The organism is Nocardioides sp. 1609 (genome assembly GCF_004522105.1).
Taxonomy (GTDB): Bacteria; Actinomycetota; Actinomycetes; order Propionibacteriales; family Nocardioidaceae; genus Nocardioides.
This window is the reverse complement of the sequence record NZ_SPUJ01000004.1, coordinates 633809-652859: the sequence shown is the minus strand read 5'-3', so window position 1 is coordinate 652859 and position 19051 is coordinate 633809. Positions and strand designations below refer to the sequence as shown.

18 protein-coding genes are annotated in these 19051 nt (G+C 73.6%); 5 read left to right on the top strand and 13 right to left on the bottom strand.

The window, feature by feature from the left end:
- Positions 1 to 70: 70 nt before the first annotated feature.
- Together E4623_RS13490 and E4623_RS13485 are read left to right on the top strand one after the other, a co-directional pair.
- Positions 71 to 1174: a citrate synthase 2 gene (locus E4623_RS13490; protein WP_134767019.1), complete on the top strand. Its 1104-nt coding sequence runs from the start codon at positions 71 to 73 to the stop codon at positions 1172 to 1174.
- A complete protein-coding gene (locus tag E4623_RS13485; protein ID WP_245155064.1) occupies positions 1162 to 1725 on the top strand; it encodes a GNAT family N-acetyltransferase in 564 nt (187 codons plus the stop codon). The genes E4623_RS13490 and E4623_RS13485 overlap by 13 nt, the downstream gene beginning before the upstream one ends.
- A gap of 42 nt (positions 1726 to 1767) precedes the next feature.
- Here E4623_RS13485 and E4623_RS13480 read toward each other — a convergent pair whose 3' ends face one another.
- Together E4623_RS13480 and E4623_RS13475 are read right to left on the bottom strand one after the other, a co-directional pair.
- Positions 1768 to 2349, bottom strand: a complete 582-nt coding sequence (locus E4623_RS13480) for a hypothetical protein (RefSeq protein ID WP_134767018.1) — start codon at positions 2347 to 2349, stop codon at positions 1768 to 1770.
- A complete protein-coding gene (locus E4623_RS13475; RefSeq protein WP_134767017.1) occupies positions 2334 to 2843 on the bottom strand; it encodes a GNAT family N-acetyltransferase in 510 nt (169 codons plus the stop codon). Before E4623_RS13475 ends, E4623_RS13480 begins: the two co-directional genes overlap by 16 nt.
- Positions 2844 to 2889: 46 nt before the next feature.
- Here E4623_RS13475 and serC point away from each other — a divergent pair, with 46 nt between their 5' ends.
- Positions 2890 to 4026 (top strand): phosphoserine transaminase, encoded by a 1137-nt coding sequence (serC, locus tag E4623_RS13470; protein ID WP_209020662.1) that lies wholly within the window; start codon positions 2890 to 2892, stop codon positions 4024 to 4026.
- Positions 4027 to 4096: 70 nt separating this feature from the next.
- Here the strand turns inward: serC and E4623_RS13465 are convergent, their stop codons facing one another.
- From E4623_RS13465 to E4623_RS13440, 6 genes are all read right to left on the bottom strand, one after another.
- Complete coding sequence (locus E4623_RS13465; RefSeq protein WP_134767015.1) at positions 4097 to 4612, bottom strand: O-acetyl-ADP-ribose deacetylase; 516 nt, start codon at positions 4610 to 4612, stop codon at positions 4097 to 4099.
- Positions 4609 to 5622, bottom strand: a complete 1014-nt coding sequence (locus E4623_RS13460) for a DNA topoisomerase IB (protein WP_134767014.1) — start codon at positions 5620 to 5622, stop codon at positions 4609 to 4611. The genes E4623_RS13465 and E4623_RS13460 overlap by 4 nt, the downstream gene beginning before the upstream one ends.
- A 54-nt stretch (positions 5623 to 5676) precedes the next feature.
- Positions 5677 to 6513 (bottom strand): hypothetical protein, encoded by an 837-nt coding sequence (locus tag E4623_RS13455; RefSeq protein WP_134767013.1) that lies wholly within the window; start codon positions 6511 to 6513, stop codon positions 5677 to 5679.
- A 9-nt stretch (positions 6514 to 6522) separates the two neighbouring features.
- Positions 6523 to 7584, bottom strand: a complete 1062-nt coding sequence (locus tag E4623_RS13450; protein ID WP_134767012.1) for a hypothetical protein — start codon at positions 7582 to 7584, stop codon at positions 6523 to 6525.
- Positions 7581 to 8780: an SAM-dependent methyltransferase gene (locus E4623_RS13445; protein ID WP_134767011.1), complete on the bottom strand. Its 1200-nt coding sequence runs from the start codon at positions 8778 to 8780 to the stop codon at positions 7581 to 7583. The genes E4623_RS13450 and E4623_RS13445 overlap by 4 nt, the downstream gene beginning before the upstream one ends.
- 250 nt (positions 8781 to 9030) lie before the next feature.
- Positions 9031 to 10308, bottom strand: a complete 1278-nt coding sequence (locus E4623_RS13440; RefSeq protein WP_134767010.1) for a hydroxyacid-oxoacid transhydrogenase — start codon at positions 10306 to 10308, stop codon at positions 9031 to 9033.
- Positions 10309 to 10531: 223 nt separating this feature from the next.
- Between E4623_RS13440 and E4623_RS13435 the strand changes: the two genes are divergently transcribed.
- Positions 10532 to 10924 (top strand): hypothetical protein, encoded by a 393-nt coding sequence (locus E4623_RS13435; protein WP_134767009.1) that lies wholly within the window; start codon positions 10532 to 10534, stop codon positions 10922 to 10924.
- A gap of 43 nt (positions 10925 to 10967) precedes the next feature.
- On the opposite strand, the gene E4623_RS13430 is transcribed toward E4623_RS13435, so the two are convergent.
- Genes E4623_RS13430 through E4623_RS13420 form a run of 3 tightly spaced genes read right to left on the bottom strand, consistent with a single transcriptional unit; the run spans position 10968 to position 13908 of the window.
- Positions 10968 to 11843 carry an NUDIX domain-containing protein gene (locus E4623_RS13430; RefSeq protein ID WP_134767008.1) on the bottom strand — a complete coding sequence of 292 codons (876 nt, stop codon included), beginning with the start codon at positions 11841 to 11843 and terminating at the stop codon, positions 10968 to 10970.
- A gap of 9 nt (positions 11844 to 11852) precedes the next feature.
- Positions 11853 to 12641 carry a lysophospholipid acyltransferase family protein gene (locus tag E4623_RS13425; RefSeq protein WP_134767007.1) on the bottom strand — a complete coding sequence of 263 codons (789 nt, stop codon included), beginning with the start codon at positions 12639 to 12641 and terminating at the stop codon, positions 11853 to 11855.
- Positions 12642 to 12660: 19 nt separating this feature from the next.
- A complete protein-coding gene (locus E4623_RS13420) occupies positions 12661 to 13908 on the bottom strand; it encodes a geranylgeranyl reductase family protein (RefSeq protein WP_134767006.1) in 1248 nt (415 codons plus the stop codon).
- Positions 13909 to 14047: 139 nt separating this feature from the next.
- Between E4623_RS13420 and E4623_RS13415 the strand changes: the two genes are divergently transcribed.
- On the top strand, positions 14048 to 14335 hold the full coding sequence (locus E4623_RS13415; RefSeq protein ID WP_134767005.1) for a glutaredoxin domain-containing protein: 288 nt from the start codon (positions 14048 to 14050) through the stop codon (positions 14333 to 14335).
- A gap of 35 nt (positions 14336 to 14370) precedes the next feature.
- On the opposite strand, the gene E4623_RS13410 is transcribed toward E4623_RS13415, so the two are convergent.
- Positions 14371 to 14898 (bottom strand): DUF4232 domain-containing protein, encoded by a 528-nt coding sequence (locus E4623_RS13410; RefSeq protein WP_134767004.1) that lies wholly within the window; start codon positions 14896 to 14898, stop codon positions 14371 to 14373.
- A 185-nt stretch (positions 14899 to 15083) separates the two neighbouring features.
- On the bottom strand, positions 15084 to 18971 hold the full coding sequence (locus tag E4623_RS13405; RefSeq protein ID WP_134767003.1) for a DNA-directed RNA polymerase subunit beta': 3888 nt from the start codon (positions 18969 to 18971) through the stop codon (positions 15084 to 15086).
- Positions 18972 to 19051 lie beyond the last annotated feature (80 nt).

Below are 19051 nucleotides of genomic sequence, written 5' to 3'. Positions count from 1 at the left end.
CCGACGGTAGTGCGGCAGAATGCGTCGGCGGACCACCCCACCCGTGGTCCCCCGTCGCGAAGGAGCGAGCATGACCGAGGTACACCACGGACTCGAGGGTGTCGTCGCCTTCGAGACGGAGATCGCGGAGCCCGACAAGGAGGGCTCGGCGCTGCGCTACCGCGGCGTCGACATCGAGGACATCGTCGGTCGGGTCCCGTTCGAGAACGTCTGGGGCCTGCTGATCGACGGCGCCTACACCCCCGGCCTCGCTCCGGCGGAGCCCTACAACCTCCCGGTGCACACCGGCGACGTCCGCGTCGACGTCCAGGCCGCGGTCGCGATGCTCGCCCCGGCGTTCGGCTTCGGCCAGACCTACGACATCAGCGACGAGCAGGCGCGCGAGGACATCGGCCGGCTCGCCGTGATGGTCCTCTCCTACGCCGCCCAGTCGGCGCGTGGCCTCACGCAGGCCGTCGTCCCGCAGAAGGTCGTCGACGAGGGCGCCACGCTCGCGGAGAAGTTCCTCATCCGCTGGAAGGGCGAGGCCGACCCGCAGCACGCCCACGCGATCGACGCCTACTGGAGCTCGGCGGCCGAGCACGGCATGAACGCCTCCACCTTCACCGCGCGCGTCATCACCTCCACCGGCGCCGACGTCGCCGCCGCCTTCTCCGGCGCGATCGGCGCGATGAGCGGCCCGCTGCACGGCGGCGCCCCGGCCCGGGTGCTGACCATGATCGAGGAGGTCGAGAAGTCCGGCGACGCCACCGCCTACGTCAAGGGCCTGCTCGACTCCGGTGAGCGGCTGATGGGCTTCGGCCACCGCGTCTACCGCGCCGAGGACCCGCGTGCCCGCGTGCTCCGTCGGACGGCGAAGGAGCTCGACGCCCCGCGCTACGCCGTCGCCGAGGCGCTCGAGCAGGCCGCGCTGAAGGAGCTGCGCGAGCGTCGTCCCGACCGCGTCCTGGAGACGAACGTGGAGTTCTGGGCCGCGATCGTCCTCGACTTCGCCGAGGTCCCGGCGCACATGTTCACCTCGATGTTCACCTGCGCCCGCACCGGCGGCTGGTCGGCACACATCCTCGAGCAGAAGCGCACGGGCCGCCTGATCCGCCCCTCCGCCGTCTACACCGGCCCCGCCGCCCGCCAGGCCGACGAGGTCGACGGCTGGAACGCCGAGTGGGCCGGCTGACCCGCCCGCGCCTGCGCACCGCGCGCATCGAGCTCGAGCCGCTGACGCTCGAGCACACCGACCTGCTGGTCGAGCTCGACTCCGACCCCGAGGTGCTGCGTCACGTCTGGGGGCGGGCACTGAGCCGCGAGGAGGTCGTCGACACCTGGATGGCGAGGCGGACCCGTCCGGACGCCGACGCGCGCGGGCTGGGCTACTGGGTCGGCCACGACGGAGGTCGCTTCCTCGGGTGGTGGTGCCTCGGGATCGACGACGACCCGACGACCGCCGAGCTCGGCTACCGGCTGCGCCGCGAGGCCTGGAACCAGGGCTACGCCACCGAGGGGTCGCGGGCCCTGCTCGCGCACGCCTTCGACACCGTCGGCCTGTCGACGGTGTGGGCCGAGACCATGGCCGTCAACGCCGGTTCCCGCCGGGTGCTGGAGAAGCTCGGCCTCGCCCACGTGGGCACCGAGGTGCGCCGGTGGGACGACCCGCTGCCGGGCTGGGAGCAGGGCGAGGTGCGCCACGAGATCCGCGCCGACGACTGGCGTGCGAGTAACGACGTCTGAGCCCGGCCGGTCGGCCGGGGACGGCCGGGGACGGCCAAGCGGTCAGCGCCGGGTGCGGGCCAGGTAGGCCTCGCCGCGCGGCGAGATCGAGTAGCCGACCGCGTGGCTGATCGTCAGGCCGAGGTTCTTCAGCTTGCGGACGTCGATCTTGAACGGTGCCGTCTCGCGGCCCACGGACGCCGCGAGATCGGGCGCCCGGACCTCCGGACGCTCGAGGATCATCCGCAGGTAGGCGAGCGTCCAGGCGCCGTGCGCGGCCGCCCGGTCGAGCCGCTCGAGCCGCCGGTCGAGCTCGGCGACGTCGTCGTCGGTGAGGTCGACACTCTCGCGCAGCGCGATCCGCGGGTCCTCCCCCGCCCACGCCAGTCGCACCCGGTACGTCGGCAGCGACTCGTCGCCGGCCAGCCGGGCGCGGAGCCGGTCGGCGTCGGGCCACCCGGCCGCCACCGCGTCGGCGTCGCTGATCGCCGCGGGGTCGACGACGGCGACGTCCTCGACCCGCACCAGACCGGCGACGGTGGTGAAGACCCGGCCGGGCTCGACGTCCTGCCTGCGCCACCGGCGGTAGGCGAGCGACACGGAGCCGTCGCGGACGCCGTGCGCGACCTTCACCGGGAGGAGCACCGCAGGTCCTTGCCGAAGCAGCGGCTCAACGGCGAGTCGCGGTAGTGACCGAACCCGGGCACCCGGGTGTAGCCCGAGGACTCGTACAGGGCGATGGCCTCGGGCTGGGCGATGCCGGTCTCCAGCACCAGCGCCTCGGCCCCGGCCTCGGCCGCGGTGGCCTCCAGGTGCGCCAGGACGAGGCGCGCCAGGCCACGCCCGCGGGCCGCCTCGACGACGTACATGCGCTTGACCTCGGCGGTCCGCGCCGTGTCGAAGACGACGACCTGGCTGCGACGCCAGGCGCCGGTGGCGACCGGGCGGCCGCCGTCGGCGTCGTCGTAGGCGACGAAGAACGACCCGGTCGGCGGCACGAACATCAGCGGGTCGAGCGGGGTGTCGTCGGGGCTGCCGTAGCGGCGGACGTACTCCTGCTGCACCTCGGCGACCAGCCGGACGGCGTCGGGGTCGCCGTAGTCGACGCGGGCGATGCGCAGGGCGGCGGTCTCAGCCACGTGCCGACCTCTCTCTCGGGCGGGGGACGCTGACAGGATAGGGAGCGTGACCGACGCCCTCCGGATCCCCTCCGACCTGCTGCCCGCCGACGGCCGGTTCGGCGCCGGCCCGTCGAAGATCCAGCCCGCGCACCTCGACGCCCTCGCCGCCACCGGCGCCTCGCTGATGGGCACCTCGCACCGTCAGGCGCCCGTGCGCGACCTGGTCGGCCGGGTGCGCGAGGGCGTCTCGGCGCTGTTCTCGCTGCCCGAGGGCTACGAGGTCGTCCTCGGCAACGGCGGCGCGACGGCGTTCTGGGACGTCGCGACCCACGGGCTCGTGCAGCGGCGCAGCCAGCACCTGGTCTTCGGCGAGTTCTCCTCCAAGTTCGCCGCCGCGGTGCAGGCGGCGCCGTGGCTCGACGAGCCGTCGGTGCTCGCCGCCGACCCGGGCTCGCGCCCGGTCGCGGTCGCCGAGGACGGCGTCGACGTCTACGCCTGGGCGCACAACGAGACGTCCACCGCCGTGATGGCTCCCGTGGTCCGGCCGGCGGGCACGAGCGCCGACGGTCCGGACGGGGCGCTGGTGCTGGTCGACGCGACGTCGGGAGCCGGCGGGCTGCCGGTCGACGTCGCCGAGTGCGACGTCTACTACTTCGCCCCGCAGAAGTCGTTCGCGTCCGACGGCGGCCTCTGGCTGGCCCTGATGTCGCCGGCGGCGCTCGACCGCGCGGCGTCGATCGCGACGAGCGGGCGTCACGTGCCGGCGTTCTTCGACCTGCCGACGGCGATCGAGAACTCCGTGAAGAACCAGACCTACAACACGCCGTCGGTGGCCACCCTCTTCCTGATGGCCGAGCAGCTCGACTGGATGCACGCCCACGGTGGCCTGGCCGGCATGGTCGAGCGGACGACGGCGTCCTCCGACGCCCTCTACGGCTGGGCCGAGGCGTCGCCGCACGCCCACCCCTACGTCGCCGACCCCGCGCACCGCTCGCTGGTCATCGGCACCATCAACTTCGACGAGTCCGTGGACGCCGCCGCCGTGGCGGCGGTCCTGCGCGCCAACGGCGTCGTCGACACCGAGCCCTACCGCAAGCTCGGCCAGAACCAGCTGCGCATCGCCATGTACCCCGCCGTCGACCCCGCCGACGTCCGGGCCCTCACCCGCTCCATCGACTGGGTCGTGGAGCACCTGTCCTGACCGCCCCCGCTCGGTAGTCCCGGCCGTTTGGGCCCCAGGACGCGCCGATCGAGGGCCCGAACGGCCGGGACTACCGCAGCAGCGCCGCCTCGACCAGGTCGGCCGTCGCGCCGTCGAAGGCGACCAGGCGGGCCTCGGTGACGGCGGTGGGGGTCGAGCGGAGGGTGTCGATCGCGGCCGCGACGGCGTCGTCCCTCGGCCAGCCGTAGACGCCGGCGGAGACGAGCGGGAAGGCGACGGTGCGGGCGCCGAGCTCGTCGGCGACGGCGAGGGCACGCGCGTAGCAGGAGACGAGCAGGGTCCGGTCGGTCTCGCCGGCCCGGTGGTTGGGGCCGACGACGTGGATCACCCAGCGCGCCGGCATCTCCCCGGCCGTCGTCCAGCCGGCGTCGCCGGTGGCGAGGCCGTCGGGGAACCGCCGGCGGCAGTCCTCGAGCACGGCCGGGCCGCCGGCGCGGTGGATCGCGCCGTCGACGCCGCCCCCGCCGCGCATCGCCCGGTTGGCGGCGTTCACGACGGCGTCGACGTCCTGCGCGGTGATGTCGCCCCGGACGACCGTGACCCGGGCGTACGACGGGCCGCTCACGACGCGACCTCCTTGATGAGCTTGAGCGTGGCCCGCTCCAGCGCCGCCTGCCGGACGTCGGGGGTGTCGAAGCGACGCCGCGTGGTGCGCTCGATCGTCAGGCCGCGCCCGTAGGCCTCGATCACCCGCGGGTCGACGTACGACGAGCGGGCCAGGGTCGGGGTGTTGCCGAGGAACTCCGACACCTCGCGCATCGCACCGGCCACCGCCCGCTTGCGCGAGGCCGCGGTCTGCCCCGGCTCCGGCGACTCGGCGAGAGCCGCGGCGGCGAGCACCGTGGCGTGCCAGGTGCGGAAGTCCTTCGCGGTCGCCTCGAGACCGGTCGTCTCGCGCACGTAGGTGTTGACGAGGTCGGGGATGATCGAGCGCCACGAGCGCCCGTCCCGGTAGGCCATCAGGCCGGGGTCGTCCTTGGCGCGCCGGCGGCGCATGATCTCGATCGCCTCCACGACGGTCTCGTCGTCGATCTCGATGCGGTGGTCGACGCCCGACTTGCCGGTGAAGGTGAAGACCAGCCGGTCCTGGTGCCGCTTGACGTGGCGCCGCTCGAGCGTGGTCAGCCCGAAGGAGCCGTGGGTGTCGGCGTAGACGTCGTTGCCGATCCGGAAGTAGCCGAGGTCGAGCAGCCGCACGGCCGCCGCGCACGCCCGCTCGAGCGGCATGCCGTCGCGGCCGAGGTCGGCGAGCACCCGCTCGCGCGCCTTGACCAGTCCCTTGCCGAACAGCAGCATCCGCTCGAACTTCTCGGCGTCGCGCCGGGTCCGCCACTCCGGGTGGTAGAGGTACTGGCGCCGCCCGGCGTCGTCGGTGCCGACGGCCTGCAGGTGCCCGTGGGCGTGCGGCGTGACCCAGACGTCCTTCCAGGCGGGCGGGATCACCAGGTCGCGCACCCGCTGGGCGTCCTCGGGCGTCAGCCGCTCGCCGTGCTGGTCGAGGTAGACGAACCCCTGGCCGGCGCGGCGTCGTGTCCAGCCGACCTGGTCGGGCGACGTCCGTCTCAAGCGCACCACGCGGCCACCCTAGGTACGGCGGCGCGGCGCCGTCCTCACCCGAGCGGGCTGGGGCTAGGGACGCATCGCCCGGACCAGCCACCGCGGCAGCCGCACGCGGAGCAGGGGTGCCCGCAGGCCCTCGCTGCTGAGGTAGACCCGGCCGTCCCTGCCGACCGCGATCCCCTCGCCCTGACGCTGGGCGGGCAGGGCGAACCGGCCGAGCAGCCGGCGTCCGGGCCAGGTGTAGACGGCGGCGTCCTCGTAGCCGCGGACGACGACGTGGCTCCCGCTGGGGAAGAACGCGCCGTCGGTGGCCAGGGCGGGTGCGGCGCCGACGTCGACCAGCCGGTTCGGGCGGTCGCTGCGCAGCGTGCGCCGCGCCAGCAGGAACCGGCCACCGCCGGCCTCCTTGGTGACCAGGACCAGCCGACCGGTCCGGGGGCCGACCATCATCGTCTCGACGTCGACCGGCCCGTCGGGGAGCCGGAGGACGTAGCGGCGCGGCCGGACGCGCCGTTCGCCCGCGCCGAAGGGCACCTGCACGACCGTGAGGTCGGAGCGGGCCACGACGTTGCCACCGACGTCGCCGACCCACACGCGCCCGCGGCCCGCCGGGGCGAGCGCCTCGACGTCCACCGGACGCCGTCGCCACGACGTCACCCCGACGGTCGCGCCGTCGCGGCCGACGGTGAAGACCCGGCCGCCGTCGCCGGAGTCGTTGACCGTCACGAAGGTGTTGCGCCGGGCGACGAGCCCGCTGGACTCGGTGATCGCCGGGTCCTGGAGGACGGCGACCTCGCGGGCCGCCGGGGCCCTGCTGCCGGTCACGGCGGCGTCGCCCGCGGGGACGGCGACGGCGGCTCCGCCCAGGACCAGCGCCAGCAGCGGGACCAGTGCTCGTGTCGTCATCCGCCCACGCTACGCCCGGGGGCCGGGGCGCGGTCGCAACGACCGGACCAGCGCGGCGACAGCCACGAGGCCGACGACCCCGCCGAGCGCCCAGGGCCAGGCGGACCGCCCGTCGGCGCCCGCGTCGTCGACCTCCCCGGCCTCCCCGGCACCGGCACCGGCACTGGTCCCGGCGTCGGGCTGCTGCCCCGCGCCCGGCGTCGCGGAGGCCGACGGCGCGGGCGAGTCCGGGTCGGGGTCGACCGGGGGCGGCGCCACCGCGCGGGCGAGGCTGCGCGGGAGCGAGACCCGCAGCACCTCCGAGCGCGTCCCCTCGGAGCTGACGAACACCGCGCCGTCCTCGTCGACGGCGATGCCCTCGCCCTGCTCCTGGGCGGGCAGGTCGAAGCGGCCGACCTCGTCGAGGCCGGGCCAGGTGTAGACGGCCGCGGAGCCGTAGCCGCGCACGACGACGTGCCGGCCGTCGGGGAAGAACGAGCCGTCGGTCGCGATGCCCAGGGCGACGCCGACCCGGCGCATCGGGTTCGGCCCGTCGGGGTCGAGCACCTCGGGGCCCACGAGGACCTCGCCCCCGAAGATGCCCTTGGTGACGACGACCAGGCGACCCGAACCCGGCTCGACCATCAACGTCTCGGCGTCCTGCGCGGGCCCCCGGTAGTCGAGCTCGTACGACGTCGCGTCGACGTCGCGGTCGCCGCGCCCGACCGGCACCCGCGCGACCGTGACCCGGTCGCGCGCGGCGAGGTTGTCGCCGATGTCGGCGACCCACACCTCGCCGTCGCCGGCCGGGGCGACCGCCTCGACGTCGGTCGGGTCGTCGGACCAGGTGGTGACGCCCACCGTGTCGCCGGTGTCCGGGTCGACGGTGAAGACCTGACCGGTGTCACCGGAGTCGTTGACCGTCACGAACAACCCGTCGCGCGCGACCAGGCCGCTCGACTCGACGATCTGGGGGTCGGTGAAGGAGAACTCGACGGTCGGCCTCGGCGTCGCGGCCGTGGCCGACAGCGCGACCACGAACGGCACCGCGACGGCGATCCCGAGCAGCCGCGTCACCGGGAGCCGCGTCACGGGCCGAGCAGCGTGGCCAGGCGCGGCTCGAGGCCCCAGGCGCCGACCAGCCCGTCGTACTCGTCGCGGACCCCGTCGGGCACCGCCCCGGTGCGCACCGCGCGGAGCATGGTGTTGCGGGGCGTGTGCTGGCTCTCGACGAACTGGACGACGTCGACGCGGTAGCCCTCCTGGCGCAGCAGCGAGGCGCGCAGCCCGTCGGTGAGCGTGTCGGCGAGCCGCTCGCGCAGGATGCCGTGCCGGGTCAGCTCGCCGTACGGCGCCGGGGTGTCGGCCCGGCGCAGCTGGGCGGCGATGTCGTGGTGGCAGCACGGCGCCGCCAGCACCACCGACGCCCGCCACCCGACGGCACGGGCGAGCGCCTCGTCGGTGGCGGTGTCGCAGGCGTGCAGCGCCAGCACCACCTCCGGCTCCTGCTCGAGGACGGCGTCGGCGATCGTGCCGACCACGAACGTCGCGTCGAGGCCGAGCCCGGTCGCCACCGCGCTGTTGTGCTCGCGCGACTGCTGCTTGACGTCGACCCCGGTGACCGCGACCGGCAGGCCGCGCACCTCCCCGAGGAAGCGCTGGGCGGCGAAGGTGAGGTAGGCGTTGCCGCAGCCGAGGTCGACCACGCGCAGCGGGTCCTCGGCGGTCGGGCGGCGCAGGTGCCCGCCCGCGCGCGCCTCGGTGACGGTGGCGTCGAGCAGCCGCAGGAACTCCTCGACCTGGCGGTACTTCGCCATCCGGCTCGGCTTGATCCGGCCGTCGCCACCGGCGAGGCCGAGGGCGGCGAAGATCGGGTCGCCGGGCGGCAGCAGGCGCTGCTTCTCCCGGTCGTGGTCGCGGGCCACGGCGACCGGCGCGGTGCGCGACGTCGTGTGCACGAGAGCCTCGCCGCGCTTGGTGACCCGCAGCTGGTGGGTGTGCTCGGCGGTGTCGACGTGCCAGGTGGCGAAGGGCTCGGCCAGCAGCGCGTCGAGCGCCGCGGCGCCGTCGGGACCGACGGCGTGGTTGGCGGTGTGGGCCTGCGTGGCGTCGTAGGACGTGACCTGCAGGTGGCGCCCGGCCTTGAGGTCGACGTAGCGGAGCTCGACGCGGCGCCACCGCGGCTGCGTGCCCCGGCGCCGTCCACCGGCCACGGCCCGGACCAGCGCGGCGTCGTCGAGCAGGGCGGCGCGGACCGTCTCGAAGCCGGCGGGGAGGTCCGCGCTCACTTCAGCACCGCCGCGACCACCACGATCACGAGCAGGGCCAGCAACGCCACCGGGATCACGAGTCGGCGGTGGCGCGGGTTCATCCCCTCAGCCTACGGACGACCGGCGGGTCCGGCGCGATCGGTCGGGCCCCGGCCGGTGGCGGCCGGCCGGCACCTGGAGCGACCGGGCCCCGGCGTGGGTCCCGATCGCGCCGGCACCCGGTCCGTGCGGCGCGGGCCGGGTCACCGGGCGGCGGCGCCCGGGCCGGTCACCAGTGCTCCATCGACCCGCGGAACACGCCGGCCAGGTCGTCGGGCGTGACCTCCTTGGGGGCGGTCGCGAGGAGTCGCTGCTGCTTGAGGGCGCCCTCGACGAGGACGTCGACGTCGGCGTCGACGTAGCCGACCTCCGCCAGGCCGTTGGGGATCCCGATGTCGCGCATCAGCCGGCTCAGCACGTCGGGCAGCACGTCGGGGCCGGAGCCCTCGGCGGCGGGGTCGAGCAGCCGGGCCGCGCGCAGGTGCCGCTCGGGCGCGGCGTCGAAGGTGAACCGGAACGCCTCCGGCGCGGTGAGGGACACCGCCATGCCGTGGGGCACGATCGCCTCGTCGTCGGGGTAGCCGGCCGGGCGGTAGTCGCGCACCCGGCCCGCGATCGGGTAGGCGTTCGCGTGCGGCACGTGGACGCCGGCGTTGCCGAACCCGAGGCCCGCGAACGTCGCCGCCAGCGCCATCTCCTCGCGCACGAGGCGCTGCTCGTCACCGTCGCCGGGGCCGCCCGCCACCGCCCGCCGGAACGACCCGGCCAGCAGGCCCATCGAGCGCTCCGACCACATGTCGGAGACGGGGTTGGCGCCGCAGTAGGGCACCCGCTGCTCGGGACGCTTGGCGTCGAAGTCGCCGAACCACCGCGCGGTGTAGCTCTCGAGCGCGTGGCACAGGATGTCCATCCCGGCCGCCGCGGTCACCATGGTCGGCTGGGTCGCGGTGAGTGCGGGGTCGACGACGGCCAGGGTCGGGCGCAGCGCGGGGTGGCTGATGCCGGTCTTGACCTTCAGCGCCAGCACGTCGAGCACGCAGATCGTCGTGCTCTCGCTGCCGGTGCCCGTGGTCGTCGGCACCGCGATCAGCGGCAGCAGCCGGTGCGTCGGGGCCTGGGCCTTGCCGACCGGGGCGTTGATGTAGTCGAGGAGCTCGCCGGGGTTGGTCGTCAGCAGGTTGACCGCCTTCGCGGTGTCGATGCTCGACCCGCCGCCGACGGCGACGACCGCGTCGAAGGGGCCGGCGTCGCGCGCGAAGTCGATCGCCTCCTGCAGCGACTCGTCGGTCGGCTCCACGTGCGCCCGGTCGAAGATCGTCACCTCGATGCCGGTCGCCCGGACCTGGTCGGCGATCCGGGCCGGATGGCCGGTCGCGGCGACACCCGCGTCGGTCACCAGGATGACTCGGCGGGCGCCGTACGACCCGAGGTCGTGGCCGATCTCGGCGGAGGCGCCGGAACCGAACTTGAGGGCGGGGGCGGCGTAGGTGAACACGGTCTCGGTCACGCCGTCACCCTAGGCCGGGGGCGGTCGTCGTACCAGGCGCCGGTCGGAACGTTCCGGGTTGATTGTTACCGCGTTTTGGTTGAACTGTGCACTAACGCTGTGGCCTACTGGAGGCCGTCGCAACCAGGGGAAGCCACGTGCCTGCTCACACCGCTGATCGATCGTCGACCACCGCGACGCTCGCCGTACGGTCGTGCGACGAGCCCGCCGTCCGCGCGGTCCCGTGAAGCGCCCGTCCCCCGAGCACGACTCCGCCGCACCGTCGGTGCCCGAGGCCACCGCCGCCGATCGCGTCGAGTCGGTCGGGGGTGTGGCGACGGCCGTCGTCGACGCGATGCGCGCCCTGCAGGCGGCCCACGAGCAGCACGTCGAGGCTGCCGAGCTGGCGACGGCCCGTCGGCTCGAGGTCATCACCGCGCAGGCCGAGCTCGACGCCCACCTCATCCGGCTGCACGCCCGCCAGGAGGCGCACGCCATCGTGGCGGCGGCACGGGACGGCGAGCCCCCCGCACTCGACCCGGAGGAGCCGGCCCGGCTGCAGGAGATGGCCGAGCGCCTGACGTCGTTCGCCCGGTCGGTCGAGCCGCTGGTCGGCCGCCCGACCCCGCCCCGCTGACCCGCTGACCCGCTGACCCGCTGACCCGCTGACCCGGCCCGGGTCAGCCCGCTGCGAGCGCGACCCGCACGACGTCGAGGACGTCGACGCGGCCGGTCTCGATGTCGGCCACCGGGACCCACGCGGCGGCGTCCGTCGTGCCATCGACCTCGACCACGCGTGGCTCACCGTCGGCGACCTCGGCGGCGAAGACCAGGTGCACGCCGTGGAAGTCCTCGTCGCGCCCGGTCGGACCGCTGCCGCGGATCGCCACGTCGTCGACGACCAGCACGTCACCGACCGTGCAGTCGAGGCCGCACTCCTCGGCGACCTCGCGGGCCAGCGCGACCTGCGGACGCTCGCCGTGGTCGATCCCGCCGCCCGGCAGCGTCCAGGAGCCGACGTGGTAGCCCCGGGCCGAGATCCGGGTGAGCAGCACGGCGTCGTCCGGCACCGAGCGGCGCACCCAGGCGTACGCCGCGACGCGCTGCACCCGGGGCGGGCGGTAGGCGGCCAGCGCCTCCTTGACCAGCGAGACGGTCGGGACCGTGCCGTCGAGGACGCCGGCGAGCGGGCGCCACGCCGCCTCGATCGTCGAGCCGTCGACCTCCAGCACGCGCGGCTCCGGCGCGTCGGGGGCGACCCAGCCGTCGTAGACGATGCGCAGCGAGTGCGCGTCGACGCGGCGGCCGCGCCGCCAGGTGTCGGGCAGGTGGAGCGAGTAGGTGCGGGAGGTGTCGCCGATGGTCACGTCGAGGCCGGTCTCCTCGTGCACCTCGCGGACGACCGCGTCGCGCGGGTCCTCGCCGTGGTCGAGCCCGCCGCCGGGCAGCGTCCACAGCTCGGTGCGCGAGACCCGGGCAGCCAACCGGCTGAGCAGGATCTGCCCGTCGCGCACGATCACGGCGTACGCCGCGACCCGCTGCACTTGGTTGACCATGGTCCAACCCTAGACAAGGCTCCCGGGCCCCCAGGTGGGTGCCACCGCCCGGCGCGGCATCGCGTCCAGCGCGTAGGACGCCGTCCGCTCGACCGCGTGGCCGCCGAGGTGCGCCGGGTACCACGGCGCGTGCTCCCCGGCGCGCGGCCGGTGCTCGGGCAGCCGCTGGAGCGTCTCCAGGCCGCCCTGCAGGACGTGGCCGAGCCGGCGGGTGGTCTCGACGAGGTCGGCGTCCGGCGGCACGTGGAGCGGCGCGTGCACCCGCACGTCGACGACCCGGCCGCGGCTCGGGGTCGGCCTCGGGAACGGCCCGTCCGCGGTCCGGCGCTGCGGCCACAGCCGCTGCCCGCCCCACACGGTGACCGGCAGCAGCGGTGCCCCCGTCTCGCGGGCCAGGGCGACGGCGCCGGGCATCAGCGCCCGCACGACGTAGGCCGCCGAGATGCCGGCCTCGGGGAACGCGCACACGACCTCGCCCTCGCGCAGCAGCCGGCGGGCCTGCAGGTAGGCCGCCGCCGGCGCCGCGCGATCGACCGGGACGTGCCGCATCGCGTCCATCGCCCGCCCGACCGGCGAGTCCCAGATGTCGGCACGACACAGGAACCGGATCCGGCGCCGGGTGCCGAGCAGGGCGTCCCCGACGAACAGGAAGTCGGGGAACGACACGTGGTTGCTGGCCAGGACGACGGGGCCGGACGCCGGCAGCCGCTCGGCCCCCTCGACGCGGACCCGCAGCCCGAGCGCGGCGAAGACGAGCTTGCCGGCGACGATCGCCGCGCGGTAGACGGGTTCGGGCACGCCGGTGGTTCGGAGCGGCCTACGAGAACGGCGGGCGGTGGTCGGCGGCGAGCGAACGCCGTCCGGCCCAGCGCCACACGCGCGCCGCGCGGTCGCGGTCCTCGTCGGTGACCAGGTTGCCCATCCACCGCAGCGCGAGCGTCATCATCCAGTCGGAGCGCATGCCCACCGGGCCGAGGGCCGGCAGCAGGCGCGGCACGGTGACCAGCCCGGCGAGGCGGCGGGCGATCGAGAACGCCTCGCCGTAGTGCTCGGTGAGCAGGGCGGGCCAGGTCGCGGAGAGGTCGGCGTCCGGGCCGCCGTCGTTCATCACGTCGACGAGCACGCGCCCGGTCTCGAGGCCGTAGTCGATGCCCTCGCCGTTGAGCGGGTTCACGCACCCGGCGGCGTCGCCGACCAGGGCCCAGTTGCGGCCCGCGACGTTGCTGACCGCACCTCCCATCGGCAGCAGCGCCGAGGTCTTGGCCCGCAGGTCGCCGGTGAGCGCGAACTCCTCGCGGCGCTCGGAGGCGTAGAAGTCCATGAGCGGCTTGACCGCGATGTCGGTGGGTCGCTTGGCGGTCGCGAGGGTGCCGACGCCGAGGTTCACCTCGCCGTTGCCGAGCGGGAAGATCCAGCCGTAGCCCGACAGGATCTTGCCGTCCTGGCCGCGCAGCTCGAGGTGGCTGCTGATCCACGGGTCGTCGGCCCGGTCGGAGGCGACGTAGGACCGGCCGGCGACGCCGTACACGGTCTCGCGGTGCCAGGCCCGCCCGAGCACCTTGCCCAGCGGCGAGCGGACGCCGTCGGCCACCACCAGGCGGCGACAGGCGATCTCGAAGGTGTCGTCGCCCTGCTTGAAGACCACGGCCGCGACCCGGTCGCCCTCACGTCGTACGTCGACGGCACGGGCGCCGTCGAGGCCGGTCGCGCCGCTCTTGAGCGCCGTCGTGCGGAGGTGGTCGTCGAGCTCGGTGCGCGCCACCGCGCTCCCCCAGGCCGGCAGCGTCCCGCCGGGCCACGGCAGGTGCAGCGTCTGGCCGAACCCGTGCGCGCGCAGCCCCTGGTTCACCGCGTGGGCCCGCAGCCAGTCCTCGAGCCCGAGGCGGGCGAGCTCGTGGACGGCGCGCGGGGTCAGCCCGTCGCCGCAGGTCTTGTCGCGGGGGAACACCGCCGCGTCGGCCAGCACCACGTCGAGGCCGGACCGGCCGGCCCAGGCCGCGGCGGCGGACCCGGCAGGCCCCGCGCCGACCACGAGGACGTCGGTCTCGGTGGGGTGCGCGCTCACCCCCCGATTCTCTCAGGCACCCCCACGGATCGCCGAGTCGGCGTGGGGGTGAAGTCGAGACGGGCCGAGTGGGCGTGAGCACTGAGCGCCCACGCCGACTCGGCACCCGTCGGGCCGGTCACCGGCCTAGGCTGGGCGCATGCCGGTCCTGCGTCGTACGTCGTCCACCACGCACGCGCGGGCCACGCTCGACGGCGGGGTGACGATCTACTGGCGTCCCGGCTGCCCGCTCTGCGCCAGGCTGCGGAGCGCCCTGCGCCAGCACAACGACCGGATCACCTGGGTGAACATCCGCGAGGACCCCGAGGCGGCGGCGTTCGTGCGCACCACCAACCCCGGGGGTCACGAGCTCGTGCCGGTCGCCGTCATCGCCGGCGTCGCGCACCCGCGCCCGACGCCGCGCCTGGTCCTCGCCGCACTGCGCTGAGCCGCGCCCGGCACGCCCCGGCACGCCCGACGCACTCAGGCACGGCGGTACGGCCGGTGTCCGAGCAGGTGGACGGTGCCGCTGGCGCAGCCGGTGGTGCGGTGCGCGACGAACTGCGACCTGGTCGCGTTCGGCACGTAGACGCGGAAGCCGTCCACCGCCGTCGGCCGGCACTCGCGCCGCGGGTAGTTCTCCGCGACGACGGCGTCCACGCGGCTGACCGCGCTCCGGCCCGGCTCCAGGACGAAGGAGCGGGTCCGTCCGGGGTCGCGGTCGGCGGCGGCCCCCACCTGGGTGCCGTCACCTCCCCCGACGTAGGACAGGCCGCCGTAGCCGCCCGTGCGGCAGGCGTCGTCCGAGGTGTTGGTGAGCCGGATGACGCCGTAGCGGTGACCCGCGCCGGCGCCGCGTCCGTGGTACGTCGCGCTCAGGTCGGCGTCGGTGCACTGGGCGGCCCGCGCCGCGTGCGGTGACGTCGCCTGCGCGGCCCCGGCCGGGACGGCCGACAACGTCGCTCCCGCGGCCAGCACTGCGGCCACCAGGGTGAGGCTGAGCTTCTTCATGGTCCTTCTCCTCCGTCGGCCCCGTGCGGGGCCGTCAGGAGTGGGACGGGTCGGCCGCGACCCGAGTTGCCGACGGCCCCTGAGAAGTGGCTGAACATCGTCCGACCCGGCTGCGCCGACCGGACGCAGCAGGGCCCGCCCCGCCACCGAGACATGGTCTCGGGACGGGGCGGGCCCTGCGTGCGTCAGTTCTGGTACGACCCGAAGTCGAAGTCGTCCAGGGCGACGGCCTGACCCGAGCCGGTGCCACCGAACTCGTAGTCGTAGCTGTCGTAGCCGGTCACGGAGTACGCCGCGGCGCGGGCCTCCTCGGTCGGCTCGACCCGGATGTTGCGGTACCGCTCCAGGCCGGTGCCGGCCGGGATCAGCTTGCCGATGATCACGTTCTCCTTCAGGCCGCGCAGGCTGTCGGAGCGACCGTGGATCGCCGCGTCGGTGAGCACCCGGGTGGTCTCCTGGAAGGAGGCCGCCGAGAGCCACGACTCGGTCGCCAGGGAGGCCTTGGTGATGCCCATGAGCACCGGACGACCCGAGGCCGGCTTGCCGCCCTCGGAGACGACCCGACGGTTCTCCTCCTCGAACCGGGCCCGGTCGACCAGGTCGGAGGGGAGCAGGTTCGTCTCGCCCGACTCGATGACCGTCACCCGGCGCAGCATCTGCCGGACGATGATCTCGATGTGCTTGTCGTGGATCGACACACCCTGCGAGCGGTACACGCGCTGCACCTCGTCGACCAGGTGCTCCTGCGCCTTGCGGACACCGAGGATCCGGAGGACGTCCTGGGGCGACTCGGTGCCGACGATCAGCTTCTGGCCGACCTCGATGTGCTCGCCGTCGGCGACCAGCAGGCGCGACCGCTTCGAGACCGGGTACTCCTGGACCTCGGAGCCGTCGTCCGGGGTGACCAGGATCTTGCGAGCCTTGTCGGTCTCGTCGATCTCCACACGGCCGGCCGCCTCCGAGATGGGCGAGAGGCCCTTCGGGACGCGGGCCTCGAACAGCTCGACGACGCGGGGCAGGCCCTGCGTGATGTCGTCGGCCGAGGCCGAACCACCGGTGTGGAAGGTACGCATGGTCAGCTGCGTGCCGGGCTCACCGATCGACTGGGCGGCGATGATGCCGACCGCCTCGCCGATGTCGACGAGCTTGCCGGTGGCCAGCGAGCGGCCGTAGCACTTCGCGCAGGTGCCGGTCTTGGCGTCGCAGGTGAGGACCGAGCGGACCTTGACGGTCGGGATCCCGGCCGCGATCAGCTCGCCGATCTTCACGTCGCCCAGGTCGCCGCCCGCCTCGACCAGCACGTCGCCGGTCTTGGGGTGGGTGACCTCGGTGGCCGCGGACCGGGCGTACGCCGCGGTCTCGGCGTTGTCGTCCTTGCGGACCACGCCGTCCTCGCCGAGGACGCCGATCACCTTGGGCAGACCGCGCTCGGTGCCGCAGTCGTCCTCACGAATGATGACGTCCTGCGACACGTCGACCAGACGACGCGTGAGGTAACCCGAGTCGGCCGTCCGCAGCGCCGTGTCGGCGAGACCCTTGCGGGCACCGTGCGTGGCGATGAAGTACTCGAGGACGGTCAGGCCCTCGCGGAAGTTCGACTTGATCGGGCGCGGGATGATCTCGCCCTTCGGGTTGGCCACCAGACCACGCATGGCCGCGACCTGGCGGATCTGGTTCATGTTGCCGGAGGCGCCGGAGTTGACCATCACGAAGATCGGGTTGGTCCGGTTGTTCTCCTCGAAGTTCACCTCCATGGCCTTGCCGACCATGTTGGAGGCCTCGGTCCAGATCTCGATGAGCTCCTGGCGGCGCTCCTCGTCGGTGACCAGACCGCGCTCGAACTGCTTCTGGATCTTCGCGGCCTTGACCTCGAACTCCGACAGGATCTCGATCTTGTTGTCGGGGGTGACCACGTCGTCGATCGAGACGGTGACGCCGGAGTGGGTGGCCCAGTAGAAGCCGGACTCCTTGAGGGCGTCGAGCGAGGCGGCGACCTCGACCTTGGTGTAGCGCTCGGCGAGGTCGTTGACGATCGCGCCGAGGGCCTTCTTGCCCACCTCGTAGTTCACGAAGGGGTAGTCGGCCGGCAGGGTCTCGTTGAAGAGCGCCCGGCCCAGCGTGGTCTCGAGGGTGACCGTGGCGACCTCGCCGGTGAAGGCGGGGTGCTCCATCGGCGGGACGACGTCGTCGAGACGGATCTTGACGACGCTCTGCAGCGCGATCTCGTGCTTGTCGTAGGCCATGATCGCCTCGGCGACCGAGGAGAACGCACGTCCCTCGCCGCCGCCGCCGGGGCGGTCGGAGGTCATGAAGAACAGCCCGATGATCATGTCCTGGGTCGGCATGGTGACCGGCCGGCCGTCGGACGGCTTCAGGATGTTGTTGGTCGAGAGCATCAGGATCCGGGCCTCGGCCTGGGCCTCGGCCGACAGCGGCAGGTGCACCGCCATCTGGTCGCCGTCGAAGTCGGCGTTGAACGCCGTGCAGACGAGCGGGTGGATCTGGATGGCCTTGCCCTCGATCAGCTGGGGCTCGAAGGCCTGGATGCCGAGACGGTGCAGCGTGGGCGCACGGTTCAGCAGCACCGGGTGCTCGGTGATGACCTCCTCGAGCACGTCCCAGACCTCGGGACGCACGGCGCGCTCGACCATCCGCTTGGCGGACTTGATGTTCTGCGCGTGGGAGAGGTCGACGAGCCGCTTCATCACGAACGGCTTGAACAGCTCGATCGCCATGTTCTTCGGCAGGCCGCACTGGTGCAGCTTGAGCTGCGGGCCGGAGACGATGACCGAACGACCCGAGTAGTCGACGCGCTTGCCGAGCAGGTTCTGACGGAACCGACCCTGCTTGCCCTTGAGCATGTCGGACAGCGACTTGAGCGGCCGGTTGCCCGGTCCGGTGACCGGACGACCGCGGCGACCGTTGTCGAACAGCGAGTCGACGGCCTCCTGGAGCATCCGCTTCTCGTTGTTGACGATGATCTCGGGCGCGCCGAGGTCGAGCAGCCGCTTGAGGCGGTTGTTGCGGTTGATGACGCGCCGGTACAGGTCGTTCAGGTCGGACGTCGCGAACCGGCCACCGTCGAGCTGCACCATCGGGCGCAGGTCCGGCGGGATGACCGGGACGGCGTCCAGGACCATGCCGCGCGGCTCGTTGCCGGTCTTGCGGAACGCGTCGACGACCTTGAGGCGCTTGAGGGCGCGGACCTTCTTCTGGCCCTTGCCGGTCGCGATGGTCTCGCGCAGCGACTCGACCTCGGCCTCGATGTCGAAGTCCTGGAGGCGACGCTGGATCGCCATCGCGCCCATGTGACCCTCGAAGTACTTGCCGAACCAGTTCTTCATCTCGCGGTAGAGCAGCTCGTCACCCATGAGGTCCTGGACCTTGAGCGACTTGAAGGTGTTCCAGACCTCGTCGAGGCGGTCGAGCTCGCGCTGCGCGCGGTCGCGCAGCTGCTTCATCTCGCGCTCGGCGCCGTCGCGCACCTTGCGGCGCTGGTCGGCCTTGGCACCCTCGGCCTCGAGGGCGGCGAGGTCCTCCTCGAGCTTCTTGGTGCGGTCCTCGAGCGAGCCGTCGCGACGCTTCTCGAGCATCTCGCGCTGCTGCTGGACCTTGCCCTCGAGGGAGGTGAGGTCACGGTGACGCGCGTCGGCGTCGACCGAGGTGATCATGTAGGCCGCGAAGTAGATGACCTTCTCGAGGTCCTTCGGGGCGAGGTCGAGCAGGTAGCCCAGCCGCGACGGCACGCCCTTGAAGTACCAGATGTGGGTCACGGGAGCGGCGAGCTCGATGTGGCCCATCCGCTCGCGCCGGACCTTGGAACGGGTCACCTCGACGCCGCAGCGCTCGCAGATGATGCCCTTGAAGCGCACGCGCTTGTACTTGCCGCAGTAGCACTCCCAGTCCCGGGTGGGACCGAAGATCTTCTCGCAGAAAAGACCGTCACGCTCCGGCTTGAGCGTGCGGTAGTTGATCGTCTCCGGCTTCTTGACCTCGCCGTGGCTCCACGTACGGATGTCGTCCGCGGTGGCCAGGCCGATCTTGAGCTGGTCGAAGAAGTTCACGTCGAGCACGATGGCTGCAACCCTTCGTAGGATTTAAAACGAATAGTGGTACAGGGGGCGGAGGCCGGCGCCCCCGAGGCGGGGGCGCC

What these genes read in the sequence shown, in the direction of transcription:
- E4623_RS13490 (WP_134767019.1), top strand. Translation starts at nt 71, where the DNA reads ATGACCGAGGTACACCACGGACTCGAGGGTGTCGTCGCCTTCGAGACG.
- E4623_RS13455 (WP_134767013.1), bottom strand. Translation starts at nt 6,513, where the DNA reads ATGACGACACGAGCACTGGTCCCGCTGCTGGCGCTGGTCCTGGGCGGA.
- E4623_RS13430 (WP_134767008.1), bottom strand. Translation starts at nt 11,843, where the DNA reads ATGGTCAACCAAGTGCAGCGGGTCGCGGCGTACGCCGTGATCGTGCGC.
- E4623_RS13415 (WP_134767005.1), top strand. Translation starts at nt 14,048, where the DNA reads ATGCCGGTCCTGCGTCGTACGTCGTCCACCACGCACGCGCGGGCCACG.
- E4623_RS13410 (WP_134767004.1), bottom strand. Translation starts at nt 14,898, where the DNA reads ATGAAGAAGCTCAGCCTCACCCTGGTGGCCGCAGTGCTGGCCGCGGGA.